The 24,671-nt window shown below is 71.4% G+C and carries 14 protein-coding genes; 6 read left to right on the forward strand and 8 right to left on the reverse strand.

What is annotated here, in order from left to right:
* Nucleotides 1–542: 542 nt before the first annotated feature.
* The 4 genes from ACZ69M_RS00170 to ACZ69M_RS00185 form a co-directional block, all read right to left on the reverse strand.
* Nucleotides 543–1,565 carry a methyltransferase gene (locus tag ACZ69M_RS00170; protein WP_470045711.1) on the reverse strand — a complete coding sequence of 341 codons (1,023 nt, stop codon included), beginning with the start codon at nt 1,563–1,565 and terminating at the stop codon, nt 543–545.
* Between the two features lie 421 nt (nt 1,566–1,986).
* Nucleotides 1,987–2,781, reverse strand: coding sequence for an SDR family NAD(P)-dependent oxidoreductase (locus tag ACZ69M_RS00175; RefSeq protein WP_470045712.1), 795 nt, complete (start codon nt 2,779–2,781; stop codon nt 1,987–1,989).
* Nucleotides 2,782–2,866: 85 nt separating this feature from the next.
* Nucleotides 2,867–3,442: a TetR/AcrR family transcriptional regulator gene (locus tag ACZ69M_RS00180; protein WP_470045713.1), complete on the reverse strand. Its 576-nt coding sequence runs from the start codon at nt 3,440–3,442 to the stop codon at nt 2,867–2,869.
* Nucleotides 3,443–3,651: 209 nt separating this feature from the next.
* Nucleotides 3,652–5,100, reverse strand: coding sequence for a hypothetical protein (locus tag ACZ69M_RS00185; protein WP_470045714.1), 1,449 nt, complete (start codon nt 5,098–5,100; stop codon nt 3,652–3,654).
* 345 nt (nt 5,101–5,445) lie between these two features.
* On the opposite strand from ACZ69M_RS00185, the gene ACZ69M_RS00190 reads away from it, so the two are divergent.
* The 3 genes from ACZ69M_RS00190 to ACZ69M_RS00200 all read left to right on the forward strand — a co-directional run bounded on the left by ACZ69M_RS00190 (nt 5,446) and on the right by ACZ69M_RS00200 (nt 12,650).
* The gene (locus ACZ69M_RS00190) at nt 5,446–7,839 is read left to right on the forward strand and encodes a hypothetical protein (protein ID WP_470045715.1); all 2,394 of its coding nucleotides are present in this window, start codon (nt 5,446–5,448) and stop codon (nt 7,837–7,839) included.
* A 73-nt stretch (nt 7,840–7,912) separates the two neighbouring features.
* Nucleotides 7,913–8,206 carry a WXG100 family type VII secretion target gene (locus ACZ69M_RS00195; protein WP_466676168.1) on the forward strand — a complete coding sequence of 98 codons (294 nt, stop codon included), beginning with the start codon at nt 7,913–7,915 and terminating at the stop codon, nt 8,204–8,206.
* A gap of 43 nt (nt 8,207–8,249) precedes the next feature.
* Nucleotides 8,250–12,650: an FtsK/SpoIIIE domain-containing protein gene (locus tag ACZ69M_RS00200; RefSeq protein WP_470045716.1), complete on the forward strand. Its 4,401-nt coding sequence runs from the start codon at nt 8,250–8,252 to the stop codon at nt 12,648–12,650.
* A 78-nt stretch (nt 12,651–12,728) separates the two neighbouring features.
* Here the strand turns inward: ACZ69M_RS00200 and ACZ69M_RS00205 are convergent, their stop codons facing one another.
* Both ACZ69M_RS00205 and ACZ69M_RS00210 read right to left on the reverse strand, forming a co-directional pair.
* The gene (locus ACZ69M_RS00205; RefSeq protein ID WP_470045717.1) at nt 12,729–13,379 is read right to left on the reverse strand and encodes a hypothetical protein; all 651 of its coding nucleotides are present in this window, start codon (nt 13,377–13,379) and stop codon (nt 12,729–12,731) included.
* 31 nt (nt 13,380–13,410) lie between these two features.
* Nucleotides 13,411–13,704 (reverse strand): hypothetical protein, encoded by a 294-nt coding sequence (locus tag ACZ69M_RS00210; protein WP_470045718.1) that lies wholly within the window; start codon nt 13,702–13,704, stop codon nt 13,411–13,413.
* 143 nt (nt 13,705–13,847) lie between these two features.
* Here ACZ69M_RS00210 and ACZ69M_RS00215 point away from each other — a divergent pair, with 143 nt between their 5' ends.
* From ACZ69M_RS00215 to ACZ69M_RS00225, 3 genes are all read left to right on the forward strand, one after another.
* Nucleotides 13,848–14,516, forward strand: a complete 669-nt coding sequence (locus ACZ69M_RS00215) for a hypothetical protein (RefSeq protein WP_470045719.1) — start codon at nt 13,848–13,850, stop codon at nt 14,514–14,516.
* A 303-nt stretch (nt 14,517–14,819) separates the two neighbouring features.
* Entirely contained in the window at nt 14,820–17,534 is a 2,715-nt protein-coding gene (locus tag ACZ69M_RS00220) for an ATP-binding protein (RefSeq protein ID WP_470045720.1), read from the forward strand.
* 86 nt (nt 17,535–17,620) lie between these two features.
* Entirely contained in the window at nt 17,621–20,404 is a 2,784-nt protein-coding gene (locus ACZ69M_RS00225) for a helix-turn-helix transcriptional regulator (RefSeq protein WP_470045721.1), read from the forward strand.
* Between the two features lie 301 nt (nt 20,405–20,705).
* Here ACZ69M_RS00225 and ACZ69M_RS00230 read toward each other — a convergent pair whose 3' ends face one another.
* Together ACZ69M_RS00230 and ACZ69M_RS00235 are read right to left on the reverse strand one after the other, a co-directional pair.
* Nucleotides 20,706–21,254: a sigma-70 family RNA polymerase sigma factor gene (locus ACZ69M_RS00230; RefSeq protein ID WP_470045722.1), complete on the reverse strand. Its 549-nt coding sequence runs from the start codon at nt 21,252–21,254 to the stop codon at nt 20,706–20,708.
* A 423-nt stretch (nt 21,255–21,677) separates the two neighbouring features.
* Nucleotides 21,678–24,500: an AfsR/SARP family transcriptional regulator gene (locus ACZ69M_RS00235; protein ID WP_470045723.1), complete on the reverse strand. Its 2,823-nt coding sequence runs from the start codon at nt 24,498–24,500 to the stop codon at nt 21,678–21,680.
* Nucleotides 24,501–24,671 lie beyond the last annotated feature (171 nt).

Below are 24,671 nucleotides of genomic sequence, written 5' to 3' on the forward strand. Positions count from 1 at the left end.
GTCGTCGGTTGCCGACGCTCCGCGTCGTCGCCCTCCTCCGCCTTGCAGCTGGACGCACCAAGCCCCGCTCACCAGCGTCGATGAAGCACCGCCGGTTTCCTGCGACTTGATCCGCCGGACAGGCCCTAGAGGGCGCGCCGGACGCGCACGGGCCCGACCGCACGGATCCACGGCAGGACCGCACGACTGAGGCCCGGTCCGCTTGTGCGGACCGGGCCTCAGTCGATCAGGGTGAGTGACGGGACTTGAACCTGTGCCCATGCCCGCCGCGTGCCGGATGGGGATCCGGAATTACCGGCGCCCGGCGCCCGGCGCCTGGCTTGAGAATGGCCGGAGTGCCGCACCCATGAGGCGGTCACGGCTTTGCCGTTGGAGGTGCGGAGGGTGCGCAGGCGCATCTCCTGAACCGGGTGTGAACAGCCGTGGCAGGCGTGGCGGAGGCTGCCCGTGTTCGGGGCGGCCTCCGCGACGGCACGTCGAACGGGGTCCCTGTCGGGGCTGTTCGCCGGCTACTCGTCAATGCTCGGTGGTGAGGTCGACGCTCACTTGGTGGCGTAGACGGCGGTGTAGCCGCCGATGAGGTGACGCGCCTCCACCTTGGCGAAGCCGGCGGCCCGGAGCCACTGGGTGGCATCCGCGACCGTGTACTCTGATCCGCCCTCGGTGTCGATGAGCATGTTGAGCGACAGCATCAGGCCGTAGGTGTTGTGGCGGCGCTCGTCGTCGATGATGGCGTCGTAGACGATGAGGGTGCCACCCTCGGGCAGGGCGTCGTAGGCCTTCTTGAGCAGGAACTGGCGCTGCTCCAGGTTCCAGTCGTGGAGGATCTGCCCCATGACGTAGACGTCGGCCTCGGGCAGCGGGTCGGAGAAGAAGTCCCCGCCGTGGAAGGTGAGGCGGTCGGTCAGGCCGTGGGCGGCGACGAACTCCTCGAACACCGGGCCGACGGGGGGAAGCTCGAAGACGGCTCCGGTGATGTCCGGGTGGGTGCGCAGGACGGCGGCGGGCACGGCGCCGAGGGCTCCGCCAAGGTCGATGACGTGGCGGCGGCCGGTCCAGTCGAAGTCGGCGGCCAGTGCGGCGGCGAGGGGCGTGCTGACTCCGTTCATGCCGTTGAGGAAGTTGCGCCAGGCGACCGGGTCCTGGCTGAGCGTCGCGAAGAACGGGGCGCCGCTGTGCGCGACCTCGTTCTGCGGGGCGCCGGTCCGCAGCGCGTCGGTGAGGTTGTTCCAGAAGCCGAAGAGACGCGTGTTGGCCATCTCGAGGATGCCGCCCACGTACGACGGCTTGGCCCGGTCCAGGAACACGTCCGCGGCGGGGGTGTTGCGGTAGGTGCCCTCCTCGTCGCGGGTCAGCACGTCGAGCGACACCAGGGCGTCGAGGAAGTCCGCGGAGGACCTGGGGTGCAGGCCCACCTCGGAGGCGATGGACTCACGGTCACGGCCGCCGTTGGCCAGCGCGGTGAAGACTCCCAGCTCCACTGCGCTCAGAAGAGTCTTGGAAGCCATGAAGCCCAGACCGAGTTGAAGAAGCGGCTCAGGGGTGATCGTGTCGTTGACCGACATTTCTCTCTCCACTTGATTGAAAGTTGAATGGTAAACAGTTTTTGGCCCATGGCCATCTGTGGGACTGGCGTGGGTGTGATGGCGGAGTGAATGGCGGGGGAGCGCCCTTCCGGCCGCCCGAGTCGCCCTTTCGGGCGCTGTCCTGCGGCCCGGGCCGGCCTCGTCGCGGTGCGGGGAGGCGCCGGCCGTCTCGTTCCCGGACGGCCGCCGATGGCGGGGCGGTCGCGGGTCGGCCGGCCGGAGGCTGGGTGGCGGCATCCGGCGTGATCGGTGATCGGGTCCGGTCCGGTCTGCTCCGGCCTGCTCCGGTCTGCTCCGGTCCGGTTTGCTCCGGTCCGGTCCAGTCCGGTCCGCTTCGTATCGCGGAGTGCGGCCCGTCTCCTGCCCGGCGGCCTTGAGGTGCGGGTGCCGTGCGTCGGCCTCAGAGCGTCTTGGTCTGGCCACCGTCGATGAGGGTCTCCGTTCCGGTGATGTTCGCGGCGAGGGGTGAGGCGAGGAACAGGGTGAGGTCGGCGACTTCGTGCGCCTCGCTGATGCGTCCGGACGTGATGCCCATGCTCTGCGGCACGAGGACGTCCAGCGCTTCCTGCGCGGTGGTCCCGGCGGCCGCGGCGGTGGCGTCGGCGAAACCGCCCGGTGCGGTCCAGAACGGCGTGCGGACCGGGCCCGGAGCGATGGCGTTGACGCGCACGCCCTGAGGTGCGAACTCCTCGGACAGGGACTTGTTGAGGTTGGTCAGTGCGGCCTTGGCCGCCGAGTAGTCGACCACCATGGGGAAGGGCAGCCGGGCGTTGATCGAGCTGATGTTCACGATGGCCGCGTCACCCGCTGCGATCAGATGGGGGAGGGCGGCGCGGCTGGCGCGGACGGCGCTGAAGAAGGTCAGGTCGAAGATCCGCCGCCAGTCGGCGTCGTCGACCTTGAGGAACGACTCGCGGGGTTCGGCGGCGCCGACGTTGTTGACCAGGATGTCCAGGCGCTGGTGTCGCTCCACGGCCTGCTGGATCAGGCTCTCCGCTCCCTCTCTGGTGGACAGGTCGACCGACACGACGGTGACGTCGTGGTCGGCTGCCAGGGCGTCCAGCTCGGGAGTGGAGGAGCGGCTGCCGGCCACGACCTTGACGCCCTCCCGGGCCAGCTTCTCGACCACGGCCAGGCCGATGCCCTTGCTGGCTCCGGTGACTACGGCGACCTTGTCCTTGAGGTGCAGTTCCATGACGGTTCCTTTCTGGATTGATCAATACATAATTAAGGTACGACGAACCGCGGATGCGGGCGCTGTGCGGGTTCTCCGCGGTGTGTCAGTCCAGTACGCGCATCGCCGTGGACAGGGCGTCCTCCATGAACTCCCTCCCCATGCGTGCTCCGCCGACGACGCGGATCCCCTGGATGAACGTGGTCAGGAACCTGGCCAATTCACTCGGGTTCTTCTCGGGGGAGATCTCCCCGCGTGCTTGTGCCCGCTCCAGGGCGCCGGCGAGCGAGGACTCGACCTGCCGGATCGCGGTGTTGACGCGGTCTGCCGCCAGGGGGTGGTCGCCGCACTCCGTGGCGGTGTTGACCACGAGACAGCCACGCGTGGGGTCGGCCAGGTCCGCCTCGATGAGGGAGGTGAGCACCCTGCGGACCGCCGGCCGGATCCCGGGCGTCTCGTCGAGGGTCGCCTCCAGGTCGCCGCCCTGGAGGGAGATGTACCGGTCGAGGGAGCGGACGTAGAGCTGCTCCTTCGAGCCGAAGGCCGCGTAGAAGCTGCCGCTGCCTATGGACAGTTCCTTCAGCAGGTCCTGCAGGGAGGTCTCGGCGTAGCCCTGGCGCCAGAACAGATCCATGGCGCGGTCTACCGCCTGGTCCGTGTCGAATTCCCTGATGCGTGCCATGGGGACAGCGTAGCGCGCTTTGTGGAATAGTCAATCCATAATCGGGGGCTTGGCTCGCTCAGCTGTATCCGTGCAGGTGAGGGCGGGTGCGCTGGGGACCTGCCGCCGTGTGCCACGCGAGAGGGGCGAGCCCTGGTCGCTTGTCGGCGATGGTGCCGGTCCGCTGCCGGAAGATCACGACGTCCACCGGTGACGGGCCGGCGCCCCGCTCAGGCGGGCACCGTGAGGTTCAGGTCCAGCACAGGAATGTCGACGCGGCCGTCGCCGTCGGTGTACCAGCGCCAGTGTGCGTCCTGCGTCTCCCCGTAGACGAGCCCGGTCCAGCCCGCACCGCCAGGACCGCACAGGGCTGCCAGTTCGGCGGCCTCCCGCCCGGTCGGTGTACCCGCCACCACGACCAGGCCCTTGACCGGCCGACGCGAGGCGGCGCCGCGCACCGTTCCTTGCGCGGGGACCGGAGTGGTCACGGGCTGGGGGGTGACCTGCGGCAATTGCTGGAGGCTCGGCGGTACGGCGAGCGGCGGAGCGTCGGCCGTTCCCCGCAGCACGGTCACCGGAGTGCCCGGGCGGGTACGGGCGATCTCCGCCAGCAGGTTCTGTACGACATCACGGGCCACCGCCTTCTCACCGGTCACGCTGAGGACGCCGTCCAGGCGGCTGAGGTCGACGAACACAGGCTTGCCGTCGGCGTTCGTGCCGGCCCGGACCAGGCAGGCCGTGGTGGGGACGGCGGGTGAGGCCATGCCGTCCCCGCCGGGGAACTGCCGGCCTGGCGCGGCAGCGGGACGACGCCAGCGCGTGCCGTCGATGCCCGTCCACGGTGCGCCGGCAGTATCGGACGCCGACAGCCACACCGTCACGCCGGCGTCGTCGACGCTCAGCGCATGCACCGGCCGCTCGGGCTCCCGGTCCGTGGCGGCGAACTCGCCGAGGGCGCCGTAGGCACGGCGCACCGAGTCGGCGTCCGCGTCGAACCTGCGGCTGGTCGCCTGCCGATGCGCCAGCCTGCGGCGACGGCGGGCGGGCTCGCCCAGCTTGTGAAGGCCCTGGCGGACGACGGCGATTCCGGCACGAACCTTCCGCCGGCCCACGATGCCCGCGGTGACCAGGGCGAGCAGGATCGCGCCGAGCAGCGCGATCGCGGCGGCCAGGGGGATGGTGAGCATGGTGGACTGCTCGCCGCCCGTGTCCGTGCCCGGCGGGGCCGTGGACCCGGAGGCCGGGGGAGTGGAGGCGCTGCCTTGGCCTCCGCTGTCCCTGGCCAGTTGTACGCCGGGTCCCGAGGCGTCCTTCGGCAGCCGCAGGATCCAGCCCGGGTGCAGTTGGTCACCGGGGCTGTCGAGGGCGCCTCCGTCCTTCTGCGTCAGACCGCGGTTGAGTTCGAAGATCTCTTCGGCCCGTGCCGCGTCTCCCAGTGTGGCCGCGGCGATCGACTGCAAGGTGGCGAGCTGTCCGCCGGTCTGCGTCGGGTCCGGGACCACGAACACCTTGATCAGGTCGTCGCCGAGAGGTGCTGCCTGTGCGGAACCGGCTGCGCCGAGTGCCATCAGGAACGCCGCCAGCAGGGCTGTCAGGGCGCACAGCAGTGCCTGCGATATGCCGTGTGCCGCGGCAGTTCTCGGCCGATGCTCGGGCACCTGGCCCGCGCCGTTGCTCATCGTGTCCACCCATGTCGTCCGGTGTTGCGTTGCACCGACTACACGGAGCCGCCGGGCCAAAACGTTCGAAGGTGAAGCGAAATTTATTGAACCTTCCATGAGCCCTGCCCCGTGTACCTCGCGATCGCACGCCTCAGACACCGGACCGGGGGAATCGCAATGGCACGTCGGCACTCGAGCCCCGAGGACTTCCAGCTTCTCGGGATGGACTCGGACCCGACGCCGGGCGACCCCGACCTCATCCAGGGCATCGTGACGCGCTACCGCGACATCGGCGACAACGCGGAGAGGGCGCTCAACCTCGTCAAGAAGGACGGGGGGATATCCACGGGCAAGGGTGCGGCGATGGACCGGCTCATCGCGAAGATCGGCGACGATCTGCCGGACAAGCTGACCAAGACGATGAGGTCGTACCACGACGCGGCGCAGGCCTACGCCGATTACATACCCCAACTGCGGGTGGCGCAGGGCGACTTCGACCAGGCCGTGGACCGGGCCCGAGCCGCCGCACCGCAGGCGAGCCAGCCCTCCCGGCAGTTGAGCGCCGACGCGACCGATGAGGAGCGGGCGCAGGCGCGCTCGACCCAGGACTCCATCGACGCCGGCCAGGCCGAGATGAGCAGGGCGCGGAGTCTGGCGGAGCAGGCGAAGACGCTGCGGGAGAGAGCGCAGCGCCGGTGCGCCGAGGTGCTGGACCGGGCGGCGGACGAGGCGATCCCGGAGCGGAACGTCTTCCAGAAGATCGCCGACTTCTTCAAGGACTTCCCCTTCGTGCAGATCCTGCTGGCCATCCTGGTGGCGGTGGTAGGGGTCTTCTTCCCCCTCGCCGGAGTCCTGCTCGGCGGCCTGCTGTTCGTCTTCAACCAAGTCGTGGCGAGTCAGACGGGCGGAATCAAGGCCGGTGACTTCGTCACCGGTCTGCTGGGCCTCATCCCCGGCGGCTCGCTGCTCAGGGTGGGCGGCCGAGCCGCGGAGGCCATCGGCTCCGCCGTGCTTCCGGCGGCGGTGAAGAACTCGGCTCTGATCGGTCGGGCCTCGGGCAGCATCAGCAGGATCGGCGAGACGCTCACCAACAGCAAGGTCGTCGGGGGCTTCCTCAGTCGTCCCATCGTCAAGAACACCGGGGAGTTCGCCGGGGAGGTCGTCGGTAACTTCGCCGCCAACACCGCCATCGAGGCGGCCTCCAAAGCCGCCAACCACGACAAGCTCACGCCTGAGGGCATCCTCGCGGGCGCCGCGGCCGGTGCCTTGGCCGGAGCGGCCTTCAAGCGCGTGGTGGGCGCTCTCGGCAAGGGCGAGAGCGGCCGGTTCGGCGACACCGCGGAGCCTGCGGTCGGTGATTCCCGCGGCAAGCAGGTGTCCGACCAGCTGGGCAGCTTCCTCGAAGAGGGCGCCACTCTCGGAACGAAGATCGGGGTCGGCGTCGCCCAGGGCGGCGACCCCAATGAGGTCGCCGCCGGCGAGATCGCCAACTCGGCTTCGAAACTCGCCGTAGGCGCGATCGGCAGAGCCGGCCTCGGCCGTGCCACCGGCAACCTCACCGACAAGATCCCCTTCAAGGGCCGCCCCCGCCCGGATGCCGAGCCGACGTCATCACCGGACGCGTCTCCGCCGCAGTCGCCGACGGGTTCCCCGCCGCGGTCGCCGATTGATGCGCGTCCTGGGTCGCCGGATGGTTCTGTGCCGCAGTCCCCGGTGGGTTCGCATCCCGCGACGCCGACGGGTTCTGTGCCGCAGTCGCCGGTGGATGTGCGTCCTGGGTCGCCGACGGGTTCTGTGCCGCAGTCGCCGGTCGATGGGCGTCCTGCGTCGCCGGATGCTCCTGTGCCGCAGTCCCCGGTGGGTTCGCATCCTGCGTCGCCGGATGCTCCTGTGCCGCAGTCCCCGGCGGGCTCGCATCCCACGTCGCCGATCGATGTGCATCCTGGGGTTTCGCCGGACGGTTCTTTGCCGGCGTCCCCGGTGGGTTCGCATCCCGCGACGCCGGTGGATGTGCGTCCCGCGTCGCCGGATGGTTCTGTGCCGCAGTCGCCGATTGATGGGCGTCCTGGGTCGCCGGGCGTTCCTGTGCCGCAGTCTCCGGTGGGTTCGCATCCCGGGGCGCCGGTGGATGGGTCTCCGCCGTCCCCGGTGGGTTCGCATCCTGGGTCGCCGGATGGTTCTGTGCCGCAGTCGCCGGTTGATGCGCGTCCTGGGACGCCGGGCGCTCCTGTGCCGCAGTCGCCGGTGGGTTCGCATTCTGGGGTGCCGGATGGTTCTGTGCCGCCGTCCCCGGTGGGTTCGCATCCTGGGTCGCCGGATGGTTCTGTGCCGCAGTCGCCGATTGATGCGCGTCCTGGGACGCCAGACGTTCCTGTGCCGCCGTCGCCGGTGGGCTCGCATCCCACGTCGCCGGTGGATGCGCATCCGGTGCCGTCGGATGTTTCCCCGCCGCAGGCCCCGGCGGGCTCGCATCCCGCGACGTCGGGCCTTTCTGTGCCGGACGATCTGGCGAGGCAGTCGGATCTGGTGGGGGCGACGAGATTCCCGAACGTCGATGAGGACAAAGTGCCCGTGTTGGGTGTGGCGATGAGGGACGCCGCGCCGGAGTCGCCGTCCTCGACAGGCTCGCATCCTGTGTCCCCGATCGACGTCCCCCCGCGTCCTCCGACACCGGTGGACCCAGGCCCCGCAGTCCCGCCGGCGGCCCCGCCCGACCCGGCTCCCGCACCGGCCGTGGCCGACGGCGAGGGCGGCTAGCCGCACACGCACACCCAGTTCTCCGTCCTCGAACGGATGGACGGAACCAACCGCACCAGCAAGGAGTACCTCCGTGCCCAACTACAGCGTGAACTCCGACACCACCTCGTCGACCTCGCAGGCGCTGCTCAACGACTTCTCCCAGCTTCAGGACAAGCTGAACGAGGTCAGGACCAAGATCTCCAGCCTGCTCGCCGACGGCTACAGCACCCCGGCCGCCCAGCAGAAGTTCTCGCCGTTCTTCGACGAGTTCGCCAAGGGCTTCGAGCAGGTCAACCAGGGCCTGCAGGGCATCGGCCAGTACGTGAAGTCCGTCGGTGAGGCCTTCGACCAGACCGACAACCAGCTCGGCTCCGCTCTGTCCTGACCCACCGGCCGTACCCACCGCTACCCGAGAAGGACGATGAGCAGTGCGACTGACCGTCAGCGTTCGTGACCCGCGGGCCGAGGGGGTGTCCACCACCGTCGCCGTGCAGACCGAACCGACCGCCACCGCGGGCAGGTTCGCGTCCGAACTCGCACGCGCCGTCGGGTACGCGGGGGCCGACGGCACCGCAGAGCCGGAGCCGGCCCTGTACCTCGGCCCGACGCTCGTCGACCCGAGCAGCACGCTGCAGGTGGCGGGCGTACGGGACGGCATGGATCTGGGGCTCGGCGCTCCCGTTCCGCGGGAGGCCGAGCCCGAGGGCCGTAGTGAGGTCCGCATCGTCTCCGGGCCGGGTGCGGGCACCACCTACCGCCTGGTTCCCGGCGACTACGACATCGGCAGTGCCCCGGGCTGCCGTATCCGCCTCGCCGAGGGCGCGCCCGCGCACGCGGCACGGGTACGGGTCCACCTCGACGGCCGCGCCGAACTCCTCGAGGCCGAGACGGCGCTGGTCGACGGCAAGCCCTCGCACCACCCGTCCCCATGGCGCGAGGGCAGCCAGCTCGCTGTCGGCAACATCCTGCTCGAACTCACCTCCAGGCGCGTGGCGCGCGCTCCGCTGGTCGCGGCGGAGGACGGGCTCGGTCTGGAGTTCAACCGGCCGCCGAGGTTCCTGCCGCCCGCGGCGGGAGCGAAGTTCCGGCTGCCCACTCCGCCCGTCAAACCCGACAAGCGGCCCATCCCGCTGCTGCCGATCCTGCTGCTGCCGGCCGGCAGCGCCGCGATCGCCATCTTCGTCACCCACCGGTGGTCGTTCGTCTTCATCGCCCTGCTCTCGCCGATCGCAGCCCTGGTCACCCAGTTCGGCGGGCGCAAGCAGGCGATGCTGAAGTACCTGGAGAAGAAGGAGGAGTACGACCGGGCGCTGGCCGGTGTCCGTGCGGACATCGACGCCGCCGTTCTGGACGAACAGCACAACCTCCGTCTCTCCCTGCCCGATCCGGCCGCGCTGCTGCAGATGGCGGTCCAGCCGTCGGAACGGCTGTGGGAACGCCGGTGGCAGGACCCCGACTTCCTCTCCGTCCGCGCGGGCACCACCGATCTGCCCTCGTCGGCCAGCGTCGACGACCCGGAGCAGGACGAGCACCGGCGTAACACCGTGCCGTGGCTGTACCAGGTGCCGGTGGCTCTGCCACTGCGCCGGGTGGGCGTCGCGGGTGTCGCCGGATCGGGCGCGACCCGGCTGGCGGGATGGCTGACCGCTCAGGCCGCCGCCCTGCACAGCCCCACCGACCTGCGCATCGTCGTCCTCGCCGGGCCGTCCGGCGAACGCGACTGGTCCTGGACCCGCTGGCTGCCGCACAGCCAGGCCCAGGGCGAGGACGCCTACGCCCTGATCGGCAGCACCGCGGACTCGCTGGCCCGCCGCATCGGCGAACTCGGCCAGATCGTCGCCGCCCGCGGCGCGGCCGGACCCGACATCACGCGGGGCGGCGCCAACGGTTACCCCGACATCCTCGTCGTCCTGGAGGAGGCCCGTCGGGCCCGCTCCCTGCCCGGCGTGATCGCCCTGCTGCGCGACGGCCCGGCGGTGGGCGTCCACACCATCTGCATCGACCGGGAGGAGCGGCTGCTTCCCGAGGAGTGCGGCGCCGTCGTCGTCACCGAGGCCGGCAGCGGGACCGCCAAGGTCCGCACCGGCTCCGCCGCCGCGCTGGAGAACGTGCGCGGCGATTCTCCCGAACCCGCCTGGTACGAGGACTTCGCGCGGGCTCTTGCCCCCTTGCGGGGTGTGGGCGACAGCGACGAGGGCGCGCTGCCAGGATCCGTACGGCTGCTGGACCTGCTGGGGATCGAGCCGCCCACCGCACAGGCGCTGGCGGCGGGCTGGTCCTTGGGCGGCCGTTCCACGAAGGCGGTCCTCGGCGTCGGCTACGACGGTGAGTTCGCCGTCGACCTGGTGCGCGACGGCCCGCACGCCCTCATCGCCGGCACCACCGGCTCCGGCAAGTCCGAGCTGCTGCAGACCCTCGTCGCCACCCTCGCCGTGGTCAACCGGCCCGACGAGATGACGTTCGTCCTCGTCGACTACAAGGGCGGCAGCGCCTTCGCCGAATGCGCCGACCTGCCGCACACCGTCGGCCTGGTCACCGACCTGGACACCCGGCTGGTGGAGCGGGCCCTGGTCTCGCTCGGTGCCGAACTGCGCCGTCGTGAAACACAGTTGGCGCACGCCGGTGCCAAGGACATCGAGGACTACCTCGACAAGCGCTCGCGGGGCGGCGACGTCCTGCCGCCGCTGCCGCGGCTGCTGCTCGTCATCGACGAGTTCGCCTCCATGGTGCGCGAGCTGCCCGACTTCATATCGGGCCTGGTGAACATCGCACAGCGTGGCCGGTCCCTCGGCATCCATCTCGTGCTGGCCACCCAGCGGCCGGGCGGCGCGGTCACCCCGGACATCCGGGCCAACACCAACCTGCGGATCGCGCTGCGCACCACCGACACCAGCGAGAGCCGCGACATCATCGACGCTCCCGACTCCGGTGACATCTCCCCGGCCAACCCCGGCCGCGCCTATGCCCGTCTCGGTCCGTCGGCGCTGCTGCCGTTCCAGTCCGGACGCGTCGGCGGCCGCCGTCCCGGCGGCCTGCCCGCCGCAGGGACGGAGGTGACCGTCAGCGCGATGCCGGTGTCCTGGAACGATCTCGGAGGCCCGCTGCCGGATCAGCGCGCACGCAGCGGTTCCCCGGCGGCGCAGACCGAGGCCGTCACCGACCTCGCCGTGCTCGCCGATGCCGTTGCCGTTGCCGCCACGCTCGCCGGGGTGCCGCGCCAGCCCAGTCCCTGGCTGCCGCCGCTGCCCGCGCTGCTGCCGTGGACCCCGGCGCCCGCGCCGAAGCCCGCCGCCGAACGTGAGGCCGAGCTGCCCGCGGTCGTGTACGGCATGGTCGACCTTCCCGCCCAGCAGAGCCGCGCGCCGCTGACGTTCGACCTCGACCGGACGGGCCATCTGCACATCATCGGCTCGCCGCGCAGCGGGCGCTCCCAGACCCTGCGCACCCTGGCCGCGGCGATCGGCCAGGCCCATGGGGCCGACGACGTGCATCTGTACGGCATCGACTGCGGCAACGGCGCGCTCAACGTGCTCACCGAACTGCCCCACTGCGGTGCGGTCGTCGACCGCACGCAGATCGAGCGGCTGGGCCGGCTGCTGGACCGGCTCGGCACCGAACTCACCGCACGCCAGGGCATCCTGGGCGCGCGCGGCACGGCGGACCTGACCGAACTGCGCCGCGGCCAGTCCCCGCACGAGCGGCTCGCGCACATCGTGCTGCTGGTCGACCGGTTCGAGGTCTTCGAGCGCGAGTTCACCTCGTACGACAACGGCAGCTACATGGAGCGCCTGCTGCGTCTGCTGCGCGACGGTGCGGGCGTCGGCATCCACGTCGTACTGGCAGGTGACCGAGTGCTCGGCAGCAGCCGTTTCTCCGGCACCACCGAGGACAAGATCGTCCTCAGGCTCAACGACCGCCAGGACTACTCCAGCGTCGGCATCCCCACCAAGTCCGCACCGTCCGACCCCGCGCCCGGCCGGGGCATCCGCACCCAGGACCTCAGCGAGGCGCAGATCGCCGTCCTCGGCGAGGACCTGGCGGGCACCGCGCAGGCCGAGGTCCTGGCGGCACTGGGCCGGCAGCTGACCGAGCGTGAGGCCGCGGTGCCCACCGTCCGCCGCGCGATCAGGCTGGACGTGCTGCCCGACCGGATCGCGTACGCCGACGCCCTCGCCCTGCACACCGGCGGAGGACCGATGCGGCCCCTGGTGGCCGTCGGCGGGGACACCCTCACCTCGCTCGGCCCCGACCTCACGGACGTGCCCACCTTCGTGATCGCCGGGCCGCCGCGCACCGGACGCAGCACCGCGCTGCTCATCGCGGCGGAGTCGCTGCTGGCGGCCGGCACGGGCCTGATCGTGCTGGCGCCGAGACGCTCACCCCTGCGCGATCTGCAAGGACGGCCGGGCGTGGTCTCCGTCATCACCGACGCGGAAGTGGCGGCGGGCGACTTCCGGCAGGCACTGGGCAGCGTCTCGCAGGAGTACGGGGTGATCGTCGTGGACGACGCCGAACTGTTCATGGGGGCCGAGATCGACTCCGACCTCGCACTGCTCGCCCGCGGCGGCGCCGGAACCGGCTGGGGAGTGCTCGCGGCCGGCAACGCCGAGTCGCTGTCGCTGAGCCTGGCCGGATGGATGGGGCAGGTGAAGCGCAACCGCACCGGCATGTTGCTCTCCCCGCAGGGGCTGAGCGACGGAGAGGTCATCGGTGTGAAGCTGACCCGTGGTGTCGTCGGCCAGGCCCCGCAGCCGGGGCGCGGTCTGCTGCACCTGGGCGACGGGGTGCTGCGGACCGTGCAGGTGCCGTTCCTGGAGGCGGACCGCTAGAAGCCGGGGTGCACCCTCACCTCCCACCGCGGGGCGGCCATCCGTACGACGGCCGCCCCGCGGTGACGTTCAGGGGCTTCAGCCCGAGGAGCTGTCCTGGGCGTCGACGGCTCCCACAGGGACCTGGACTCCGTCAGCGCTGATGAACCGGAAGGTGCTTGTGACGGCGTCGAAGAGGTCGTACACCTCGTTCTTCAACGGCAGGTTGGGGCTGGCGAGGGTGATCACGAGGAAGTCCTGGGTGGTGCCGGGCACCGGCATCATCGTGTGCATCGTCAGCAGCTTGACGTCGATGTCGCCGGTCAGCCGGGTCACCTCGGTGCCGGTGACGCGCGCCGCCGCACCGACATGAGGCACCTTCACCGAGGTGATCACCCGGTCCTTCGGCGCCACACTCGTGGCCGAGGAGACACCCACCTGCGCGGACAGCACGGGCAGCGTCAGCTCCTGACCCACGGGCGTGGTGACGGCGAAGACCATGCCATACGCCATGAACAGGCCGTCGGGATACATGGCCGCCGTGCCCACTGCCAGCAGTGCTCCGTGGCGGCGTGCCGCGCGGGTCACCTCACGGCCCTGCCGGAACATGTCGTTGATCTGAGCCTTCTCCCGTGGGTCGTCGGTCGAGGCGAGAGCCTGTGTGCGGACCCGCGCCAGTTCCTCGCCGCTCAGATCGATCTGCTGCCACCCATCGGGGATGTCCAGCAGGAATCGCTGTGCCGTGCTCATCGGTCACCCTTCACCATGTCCGTCGGGGAGGTCACTTACCGCCACCGTCGCCGAGATGTGCCACCGCGTCCTGGTCCGTCTTCGCGAAGGAGTCGAGGATGTTGTCGATGGCGTCGCGGATACCCTCCACCTGCTTCTGCAGTTGGTGCTTGCCGTCCTCCCACCTGTTCTCGAAGTTCTGGGCGGCTCCGCGGGACAGCTCGGGGCCGAACGCCGCATCGAAGTTGAACGTGTTGTGTCCGATGTCGATGTTCTCGTGCACGAAGCTCAGCACCTTCTTGGCCTCCCCGAGCTCGCCCGCGGGAATGTGGATGTCCGTTGCCACTGCCGGCTCCCGTTTCTGCGCGATGGCCAGTTGTCTCCGCGAGGAACACGAGGCCACACGGCCGGATCGTTCAACCAGGCGGCGTGCGAGGCGATTTGGGCACGGCATTGAACCCTCGGCGACCTCTGTCTCGTGTATTTCGCATGACCTCGTTCTTCAGCGGCCTGCTGTCCCCCGGCGCCGCCAAACGCCGTGCCACCGTCGCCACCGTCCTCGCGGTGTGCGGTGTGGCGAGCCTGACCGCCTGCGGCAAGACGATCCAGATCGGTGACAGCAAGGATCCGTCCACCCCGGCCACGTCCTCGGCATCCCCCACGACGGCCGCGCCCGGCCAGGGAGCCGGCAACTCGGCGCTGCAGGTGGTGGACTCCACGGCGCAGGACGCGGGCCTGAACGGCACCGGCGGCACGGTGGTCGGAGCGGCGGTGCAGGAGACCCCGCCCAAGTGGGTGCAGCTGTCGGCGGTGACCTCGCCGCAGCTGCCGGTGGCCCACCTGATCAACATCAACCAGGCGGCGCTCTACCGTTTCGACGGCGACACCGCGGAGCCCTCCCAGTCGAACTGCAAGGACGCCTGTGCCTCGAAGTGGCCGCCGGTGACGATCAAGGAGGGCGGCAACGTCTACCTGGCCGGCGTGAACCCGAAGGAGGTCGGTGCCATCCGCCGGCAGGACGGCCAGGTCCAGGTCACGGTCGGCGGTTGGCCCGTCTACCGCTTCTCCGGCGACGCCGGGGCGGGCGATCTGAACGGGCAGGGCGTCGACGGTAAGTGGTTCGCGGTCGGTCCCACGGGGCAGAAGGCGGTGCGCTGACACCGCTCACCGTTGGGCGGAACATCCCGGTGCGCCATGCGCTCCCGCGGGGAGAGGGGCCGGCGTTTGCCGCCTCACCGGCGCCGCTGTGTGAACCCGTGCCGTTGTGAGCCGCCGCCGGGCTGCTGGGCGGCTGCTCCCCGGCGGCCGAGCGGAAGAGCCATGTGGACACCGCCTGGACCTGGGGCCGAGGCGAAGCGAGAATCCATCGCGGCCTGGTTTACCGTTCAGACCGTCGGCCGCGGCGCAGTACCCTGACCTTCCAGACAGACCGAGTCCGAAGACCCGGCTGATGGGGGGAACGTGGAGCTCATCGGTCGGGACGATCAGCTGGGTCTGTTGCGCCGGCTGCTGGCCGAGCCGCGGAGCCACGGGAGCGCGGTGCTGGTCCGCGGGGCGCCCGGCATCGGGAAGACGGCGTTGCTCGCCGAGACCGCCGCCCTCGCCGAAGGGCTCGGCTACCGGGTCCTGCGCACCAGCGGTGTCGAGGCCGAGAGTGACATCCCCTATGCCGGTCTGCAGCTCGTCCTGCGCCCTTTGACCGCGGGAGCCGTTGAGCTCGCCGCGCCGCACCGGCAGGCCCTGGACACCGCGCTCGGGCACGCCGAGGCCGGTGTCCCCGACGTCTTCCTGGTCGGTCTGGCGGTTCTCAACCTCCTGGCCGACGCGGCCGCGGTCGCGCCGGTGCTGGTCCTGGTCGACGACGCCCAGTGGCTCGACGACGCCACCGCCAGTGTCCTGGCCTTCGTGGCGCGCAGGGTCGGCACGGAGCCGGTGGTCGTGGTGGGAGCCGCACGCGACGGCTACCGGTCGCGGCTGAACTCCGACGAACTCACCTCCGTGACCCTGGGCCCGCTCACGGACGGCCAGGCTACGGAACTCCTGGCGGACCGCGCCCCGGATCTGCGGCCGACCGCGCATCGCCGACTGCTGGCCGAGGCTGCCGGGAACCCCTTGGCCCTGACGGAACTCTCCCGCACCCTCGGCGCGTCGGCCGATCCGCACCTGTCCCAACTGCCGCTCACCGAACGGCTCGAACGGGCCTTCACCGACCGCCTGGAGACCCTGCCCGACATCACCCGCAGTCTGCTGCGGATCGCTGCCCTCGACGACAGCTCCTCGCTCCCCGAGATCTACCGCGCGACCCGGCAGTTCACCGGCGCGACGGCCGGAACCGCGGAGCTCGACCCGGCCGTGCGCGCCCGGCTCGTCCAAATCGTCGGTACCGAACTACGGTTCGGGCATCCGCTGATGCGGTCGGCGATCCACCAGACCATGCCCACCGGCGTCCGCCACGCCGCACACGCCGCACTCGCCGCCGTGCTCGACGAACACCCGGACCGGCAGCTGCGCCACCGGGCCGCCGCGGCCGACGACCCGGAGGAGACGGTCGCCGCCGCGTTGGAGGACGCCGCTCACCGGGCCGCACGCCGCGGCGGCATCGCGGCGGCCGTCACGGCCCTCGAACAGGCCGCCGCGCTCAGCGAGGACGCCGACCGCCGAGCGGAACGACTGTTGCGTGCCGCCGACTTCGCCGTCGAGCTCGGCCGGCCCGAGACCGTGACCCGGCTGCTGGACCAGGCGCTCACCGGGCCGCTGTCGCGGCGGCAGCACGCCACGGTCGTCTGGCTGCGCGGCCGCTTCGACGAGGGACTGCACAGCCACTCGTCCGGCGCCAACTCCCTGACGGCCCTCGCCGAGGAGATGGCCGCGGAGGACCGTGCGCTGGCGCTGCGGATCCTGTGGAGCGCCGCGCAGTTGTGCTTCTGGTCCGACCCGGGCCCGGCGGGCCGCCGCACGGTTCTGCAGGCCGTGGAGCGAATGGAGCTCGACGAACTCGATCCGTGGCGCCTGGCCATCTGCGCCTACGCCGCGCCGGTCGACCGCGGCGCCTTCGTCCTGGACCGTGCCCGGCACGTCGCCCTGAAGGAGGGCGACGACGGCCGCGCCTACCGCATGCTCAGCACCGCCGCGCTCCTCGTCGGCGGCTTCGACCTGGCGCGGGCGTTCTCGGCTGCCGGCGGTGCGCCGCTGCGTGCCCAGGGACGCCTGGGGCTGTTGGCCCGGACGGTCGGCGCGGACGCGTGGAGCGCTCTCGTGGTCGGCGACCTCGGCGCGGCGATCGCCGCGACCGAGGAGTCACGAAGGCTGGCACGCGAAACCAGCCAGACGATGATGTACGCGTTGATGACCGCCACCGCGGCCAAGCTGGCCGCGTTGCGCGGTGAGGTGGATTCCGCCCTGGAGCTGGCCGACGAGGCGGAGGAGATCGGGCTGCCGACCGGGGCACGTCCGGTGCTGGCCACCGCGTCGATGGCACGCGGACTGGCCGCGCTGGGCGCGGGGCGGTTCGAGGAGGCCTTCGGCCATTTCCGCCGGCTTCACGATCCGGCGGATCCCGCGTTCCAGGTCGCCCTGCGGCTGACGGCCGTGGGTGACCTCGTCGACGCGGCGGCGCACTGCGGGCGGCTGGAGGCCGTGCTTCCGATCGTGACGGAGCTGGAGGAGGTCGCCACGGTGACCACCGCACCGGTGCTGCACGCCGAACTGCGTCTGGTCCGGGCGCTGCTGGCCGCCGACGAGGACGCCGACCCGTTGTTCGCGGTCGCGTTGAGCGCCGACCTCAGTGCCTGGCCGCTGATCAGGGCCCGTACCCACCTGGCCCATGGCGAATGGCTGCGGCGTCGGCGGCGCAGTGTCGAGTCCCGCGACCACCTCCGTGCCGCTCGCGACATGTACGACGCGCTCGGCGCGATCCCGTGGGGGGAGAGGGCTCGCCGGGAACTGCGCGCCGCGGGCGAGACCAGCCGCCGCCGGGCCCCGGACGCCCGGGACCAGCTGACCGCCCACGAGCTGCAGATCGTCCAGCTCGCCGCCGACGGGCTGACCAACCGCGAGATAGGCCAGCGGCTCTACCTGTCGCACCGTACCGTCAGCTCGCATCTCCACCGGATCTTCCCCAAGCTGGGCGTGGTCTCGCGCGCCGAGCTGCGGACGGTGGTCAACGCAGTGCGCTGACCACCGTCACATGACGCTCGCTTCCGCCTGTGCGGCGCTCCTAGCGTCCCCCATGTCAGGACATCAACAAGTGGGGGAGCGGTCCCATGGTGTGGAACGGCATCCAGCATGCGTCCAGGCCGCCGATCGTCGGACGGCATACCGAACGCGAGGCCATCGGGCGACTGCTGGACGCGGTGCGCGACGGCCTCAGCGGAGCACTGGTCCTGACCGGCGAACCCGGGATCGGCAAGACCCGGCTGCTGGAGTACGCCGCGGCCCGGGCCGCGGAACTGCGCGTGGTCCGCCTGACCGCGGTCGAGTCCGAGACCGGTCTCGGCTTCGGTGCGTTGCACCGGCTGTTGCGGCCGTTCCTGAACCGGACGGGCCGGCTGCCCGGGCCGCAGCGGGCCGCGCTGGACGCGGCCCTGGGCCTGGTGCCGGGGCCGCCCGCCGACCGCTATCTGGTCGGCCTTGCGACGCTGACACTGCTGTCCGCGGCCGCCGCCGATCAGCCGCTGCTGTTCCTGCTTGACGATGCGCACTGGCTGGACCGGGAGTCGGCCGAGGCGCTCGCGTTCACCGCCCGCCGACTGCATGCCGACTCCCTGGGCCTGATCATCGCCGTCCGCGACGGGCTTGGGGACAACGGCCTGTTCGACGCGCTGAACGTGCACTCCGTGACCGGTCTGCCGGAGCCGGAGGCCAAGATTCTGCTTTCCTCCGTCCCCCGGCGGGTGGACGCGGACGTGGCCGGCCGGATCGTCACCGGCACCGGTGGCAATCCGCTCGCGCTGCTGGAGCTGACCGACGCCCTGGCCGCCGAGCAACTGTCCGGAGTCGCCCCGTTGCCCGATCCGCTGCCGGTGAGCCGGCTCCTTGAGGGCCACTTCCAGCGCCTGGTCCGAGCCCTGCCGCCCGAGACCAAAACCCTGTTGCTGCTGCTCGCGGCGGCCCCCTCGGACGACACCGGAATGATGTGGCGGGCCGCCGGGCGGCTGGGCCTGTCCGCCCGCGCCGTCCAGCCGGCGGTCGCCGCGGGCATCCTCGACCGGGACACGCCGGCGGCCTTCCGGCATCCCCTGATCCGCTCGACGGTCTACGCCGGAGCCCAACCCGGCGAGCGCCGCCGGGTGCACGCGGCACTGGCCGCCGTCTGTGACCCCGTACGCGATGCCGACCGTCGTGCCTGGCACCGGGCCGAGGCCGCCGAGGGCGTGGACGACGGCGTCGCCGACGACCTGGAGGCCGCCTCCGAGCGAGCCCGCTCCCGCGGCGGCTACTCCCAGCAGGCCCTGTTCCTGTCGCGCGCCGCCGATTTCACCGGCGACCCGGACAAACGGGCCGAGCGGCTGCTCGACGCGGCGCAGGCCCATCTGATGTCCGGTGACGCGCCGGCGGCAGGGACCGCGCTGGACCTGGCCGGCGCCGACATTCGTGGCCCGGTGATGCGCTCGCGCGAGCTGCGGATGCGGGCGACCGTGCTGATGTTCCAGATCGTCGTCGCCGACGTCCCGGCGATGCTGATGGACGCCGTGACCCGGCTCGACGCGCAGGACCCGCGACTGACCTGGGAGCTGCTCTGCGAGGCACTGCACGCCGCGCTGGTCGCCCACGACTGTACGCGGGGCACCTCGCTGACCGAGGTCGCGGCGGCCGCCGTCGTCGCGCGGCACCTCCCGGACTCCGCCGTGCGCGGCCGCGACCTGCTGATGGAGGGTCTGGCCCGTCGCGTGGCCGAGGGCTATGAGCGCGGCGCGCCCGTGCTGCGGACCGCCCTGGACGGGCTGCGGGGCGGCGACGCGATCGGGGACGCGAACAGTCCGTTCGCGGTGATGCTGTCCATGGCCTGCGACGATCTGTGGGACGTCCAGGCCGGGCGTGAACTCACCGACCGTCTGGCGGCGGCGGAGCGCGACACCGGCGCGCTGTACGCGCTGAGCATCACGCTGCTCGTCGAGGCGCGTTACGAACTCTGGGACGGGCGGTTCACGGAGGCGGAGGTCCGCTACGCCGAGTTCGACGACATCGTGGCCGCCACGGGGTTCCCCGGCGGCGGAGACATCAACCGGCTCCACCTGTTCGCCCTGACCGGCCGGGAGGCCGAGCTGCGGGCGGCTGCGCGGCGGACCGCGGAGATGAGGGGCATCGGCCTCGGCCTGCACGAGCTGCTGGCGCAGCACGCGCTGACCCTGTTCGAGCTGGGGCAGGGCCGCTACCGGCAGGCGATGAAGCACGCGCGGGCGGTTTTCGAGGAGGACCCCCCGGCCTGCGGCAACCTCGTTCTGCCGCTGCTCATCGAGGCCGCTGTGCGCACCGGCGACCGAGCCGGCGTGGCCGGAGCCCTGGCCCGGCTGGAGGAACGCGCCCCGCTCGCCGGTACTCCCTGGGCGCTGGGCTCCCTGGCCCTCGGCCGGGCGCTGACGGCCGACGGCGACGATGCCGAGAAGTTCTACGAGGAGTCGGTCGACCTGCTGGGGCAGGCTCCGCTGGGTCTGGAGCAGGCCCGGTCCCGGCTGTTGTTCGGCGAGTGGCTGCGCCGCCGCAAGCGGCGTTCCGACGCCAGGAGGCAGTTGCGCGCCGCGTACGAGAGCTTCGACGCCTTCGGCGCGGTGCCGTACGCCGAGCGGGCCCGGATCGAGCTGCTGGCCACCGGCGAGACAGCCCGCAGGCGGACGGAGGAGACCAGGTTCGATCTCACACCGCGGGAACGGCAGGTGGCCGCCATGGCCGCCTCGGGGCTGACCAACGGGGAGATCGCGACGCGGTTGTTCGTCACCGCCTCGACCGTCGAGTTCCATCTGAACAAGGTGTTCCGCAAGCTCGGCATCACCTCCCGGAAGCAGATCCCGCGCGCGATCGGCGAACCGGGCCCGGGGGCCGAGCACTGATCCTCGATCGCCCGCCGATCCCCCCGGCCGCCCGCTGCCCTTCGCGGCGGCCGAGCCGGACGCGGACGCCGAGCCCACCGGCCGCTACGGTCGCGATCGCACTCGGGCCCAGCGACAGCGTCCCCGTTCGATGCCCCGGATGACCGTCCGAGGACCAGGCGCCGAAGCCGGTCAGCCCCAGGGCCGCGGATGCGACCACGAGATGGCCGGGGAGCTCGTAGCTGTCCCGCTGCCTCCACAACCCGTTCGGCCGGGATCGCCAAGGCTGTAGGACAAGGTGCTCGGGGGTGCGGCAGCGGATTCAGGCGGCGGCCGTCTCGGCTGTCAGGTGTGTGCGGATCCGGTTGCGGAGCTGGCGCAGCGCGTAGTGCTGCCGGGATTTGACGGTGCCGGCGGGGATGCCCAGGATCCGGGCGGTCTCCTGCACGGTCCTGTCGTGCAGGTAGGTGTGCACGAGGACCTCTTGGTGCTCCTGTGACAGGTGCCGCAGCAGGGCCATGGTGTCGACCGAGGTTGCCACTGTGTCGGCGTGGTCGCTCTGGAGCATGCCCGGGTGGTCCGTGCCCGGGGACTCGTGGCGGAAGCAGGCGCTGCGTATGCGGTCGATGGCGAGGTTGCGGGCCACGGTGAGCAGCCAGCCGCGTACGGAGCCGTCGTTGGCACAGAGCCGGTCGGAGTGGTGCCAGGCGCGTATCAGGGTCTCCTGCACGATGTCCTCTGCCGTGTGGCGATCGCCCAGCATGCGTTCGACGTAGGCGAGAAGCGGCTTGGCGTGGTCGGCCGCCAGTGTCTGCGGGAGGTGTTCGCAAGGTGCGGCCGGCGGCTCACTCGGTACAGCTGCGCAAATCATGTCGATCCCATTCAGGCCGGGTTCTGCCCGTCGACGCTGCTCGCACGGGCGGTTCCGGCTGCATGGGGGCAGGGCGGGTGCGGGATCGCCGAACGACGGGGCAAGGCGGTACGCCGGCCGAGCCGGGTGTGCAGCCGGCAGCCGACGGGCACGACGCATTTCGTGCCTGCTTCGGCGAAGTTCCTGTCGGAAGCAGCGCGTTCGGGGATCGTAGGCAGTTGCCGAAGCCCAAAAGCTGACGAGATTCTGACGGAGGGCATGCCACAGCGGCGGTCGGCGTGGCGAGGGTGGACCCGTCGTCCGGCGCCTTTGCAGCCGCCCGGTCACCGAACGGGCTCTCTGCCTCCGAACCCCCGATCCGTCACCGTGCTCCTGCGCACAACACGCTCCTGCGCACAACACGGTCCTGAGCTGCTCCGGGGTTCAGTCGCTCTGGAGAAGTTTCGTGCGGACGCCCTCGGCGTCGGGGTGACCGATGTCCTCAAGGATGTCCAGCGCCTGCCGCAGAGCCTCTGCCGCTTTGTCCGTCCGGTCCGCGGCGAGGTGCGTGTCCGCGATGTGGATCAGGGTGTCCGCCACCAGATAGGAGTCGCGGAGCTGCCGGTACATGTCGAGAGCGCGGCGGAAACTGTCGAGAGCCTGGTCGTGGTGGCCCAGATGCCGGTAGGCGACCCCCAGGCTGTCCCACGCCGCGGCCTCGCCGTTGCGGTCGCCGGTCTCCCGGTGGATCGCGAGGGAGCGGCTGCACTCGTCGACGGCCTTGTCGTACTCGCCGAGCAGCAGGTACGTCCACCCCACTTCGTTGTGCACGCTTGCCTCGCCGTTGGGATGTCCGGCCGCGCGGTACAACTCACCGGCGAGGCGGTAGTGCTCCAACGCCTCGGTATGGCGGCTGTGCTGGTTGGCGATGAAGGCTCCGTAGCGATGGACGCACGCCTGGCCGCGCCTGTCGCCAAGCTCCTTGAACAACCGCAGGGCGCGCTCGAGGTGTTCGTTGGCGCCTTCCCACTGCCCGAGCCGACTCAGGGCGAAGCCCAGGGCGCGGTGCCCGTGCGCCTGCCCCAGCAGGTCGCCTCCCCGCCGCGCCGCCGTGATGGCTGTGGTCTGTACCGTCTGCTGCTGCTGCCAGCGCCCGTTGCGGTCCAGGTACAGCTCGAGCACGGAGGCCAGCTGCCAGCTGAAGGCGCCGTCACCGTGCCGGCCGCCCTGCGCGACGGCGGCCAGCAGCACGGGCCGTTCACACTCGAACCAGTCGGCCGCGCCGCGCTGGTCGGAAAACCGCTCGGGCAGGGTGTGTGCGGCCGGACGGCGCAGGGTGATCCGTTCGCGGTGGGGCGCGAGGACGGATTCCGCGGCGTGGGCGCTGTGCAGGTAGTGGTCGAGAACGCGAGTGGTGGCCGCCTCCACGTCGTGCGCGGTCTCGAACTCGCCGACCAGCTCCGCGGCATAGGCCCGGAGCAGACTGTGGGAGGTGAACCGGCCGGGCTCGTTCTCGAAGAGCAGATGAGCCCTGACCAGCTCGGTGAGGCAGGACCGGATCTCCCTGGTGCTGGTGGCCGCCAGGCTCGCCGCGTCGGCGAAGGAGTAGTGGGGGCCGGGGTGCAGGGCGAGCAGCCGGAACAGCTCGGCCGCTCGTGGTGTCAGTGCCTGGTAGGACCAGGAGAAGACGCAGCGTGCGTCGGCGAGCGGAGGCTCGCCCATGAAGGCGTCGAGGCTGCCGTGGCTCGCCCGCAGTTCGTCGGCGATGGCGGCCAGCGCGTAGCCGGGGTTGAGTGCGGCCCGCGCGCTGACGATGGCCAGTGCCAGCGGAAGCCGCCCGCACAGGGCGACGATCTCGGCTGCCGCAGCGGCCTCCCGGGTGACTCTCGCGCTGCCGAGCCGACGGGAGAGGAGCGCGAGGGCCTCGTCCTCGTCGAGCGGACTCAAGGTGACCGAATGCGCGCCCTCGACAGTCATGAGCCCCTGCAGTTGGTGGCGGCTGGTGACGATGGCGAGACAGCCGGGCGGGGCGGGAAGCAGGGGACGCACCTGCTCGGAGTCGCGGGCGTTGTCCAGGACGACCACGACCCGGCGACCGGCCAGGAGGCTGCGATACAGCGTGGTCTGTGCCTGCAGCCCCGCCGGGATGCGGCTGACGGGTACGCCGAAGGCGTCGAGCAGCGCACGCATTGCCTCGGGGCCGCTCATGGCAGGCCCTGTCAGGGAGAAGCCCCGAAGGTCGACGTAGAGCTGTCCGTCGGGGAAGCGGTCGGCGAGCCGGTTCGCCCAGTGCACGGCCAGGGTGGTCTTGCCGACTCCGGCCATACCGCTGATGACGACGGCCTGGGCGGGACCTTCAGGCTCGGGCACCAGCGTGTCCAAGAGGCCGAGCTCGCTGCTGCGGCCGGTGAAGGCGCCCAGGTCCCGGGGAAGTTGCGCGGGACTCGGAGTGCCGGTGGTCGCCGCCGGGTCAGGGCCGGGCTCCGCGGGTGCCTGCGCATGGGGCTGCCGAGGCCGGTTCAGCGCGGTGAGTTGTGCCTCCCGCAGCTCGGGACCGGGGTCGAGGCCGATCTCGTCGGCGATCCGCGCCCGTACGGCCTGGTAGGTCTCCAGAGCCTCGGCCTGACGGCCCGCGGCGGCGAGTACCTCGATGAGCCGGGCCTGCAGCCTTTCGTCGAGCGGGTGGTGGGAGGCGGCCTGGCGGAGGGTGATCAGGACGTGCTCGGTGAGTACGGCACCCGCGGTGGGCACGTACCCGGCCGCCTCCTTGACGGCGGCGACGTGCTCGTCGTCCACGGCGGTGAAGACGGGGAGGGCCCGGACCTCGGGCGCAATGCCGGAGCCCGCCGGGCCTCGCCACAGATCCAGTGCTTCGACCAGCAACTCCACGGCCTTCGCCCGGTCGCCCTGCTGCGCCGAAAGGCGCGCGTCCTGGCGCAGCGCTCTGAAGCGCAGCAGGTCCAGTTCGTGCGGTGCTGTGTCGACGCGGTAGCCACCGGAATCGCGGACCAGACGGCGCGAGGCGGTGCCGGAGAGCAGTCCGGGTTCGAACAGCCGGCGCAGCGCCGCGACGTGACGGTGGATCACGTTCACGGCGGTGGCCGGTGGATCCTCGTGCCACAGTGCGTCCACGATCCCGTGTAAGGGGACGGGTTGGCCCGCGTGCGCAAGGAGCAGGGCCAACAGCGCCCGCTGTTTGGGCGGGCCCAGCTTCAACTCGGTGGTGCCCTGCCAGGCCCGGACGGGTCCAAGGATCTGAAAACGCATAGCCAGCTGATTCCATTGGTCTTCGGGCGCCGGGCACGGATCCGGCGCTTTTGGTACAGGGGCTGTGCAGGGGAGGGCTGTCCGGAGGGACGAGGCCGGTCCGCTCCGGAAACGGCGGGACACCCTCCATGTCCGATGACATCGCCGAGTGCGTCCCCGCGGGGCCGCGCG

The organism is Streptomyces sp. NPDC107454 (genome assembly GCF_055582885.1).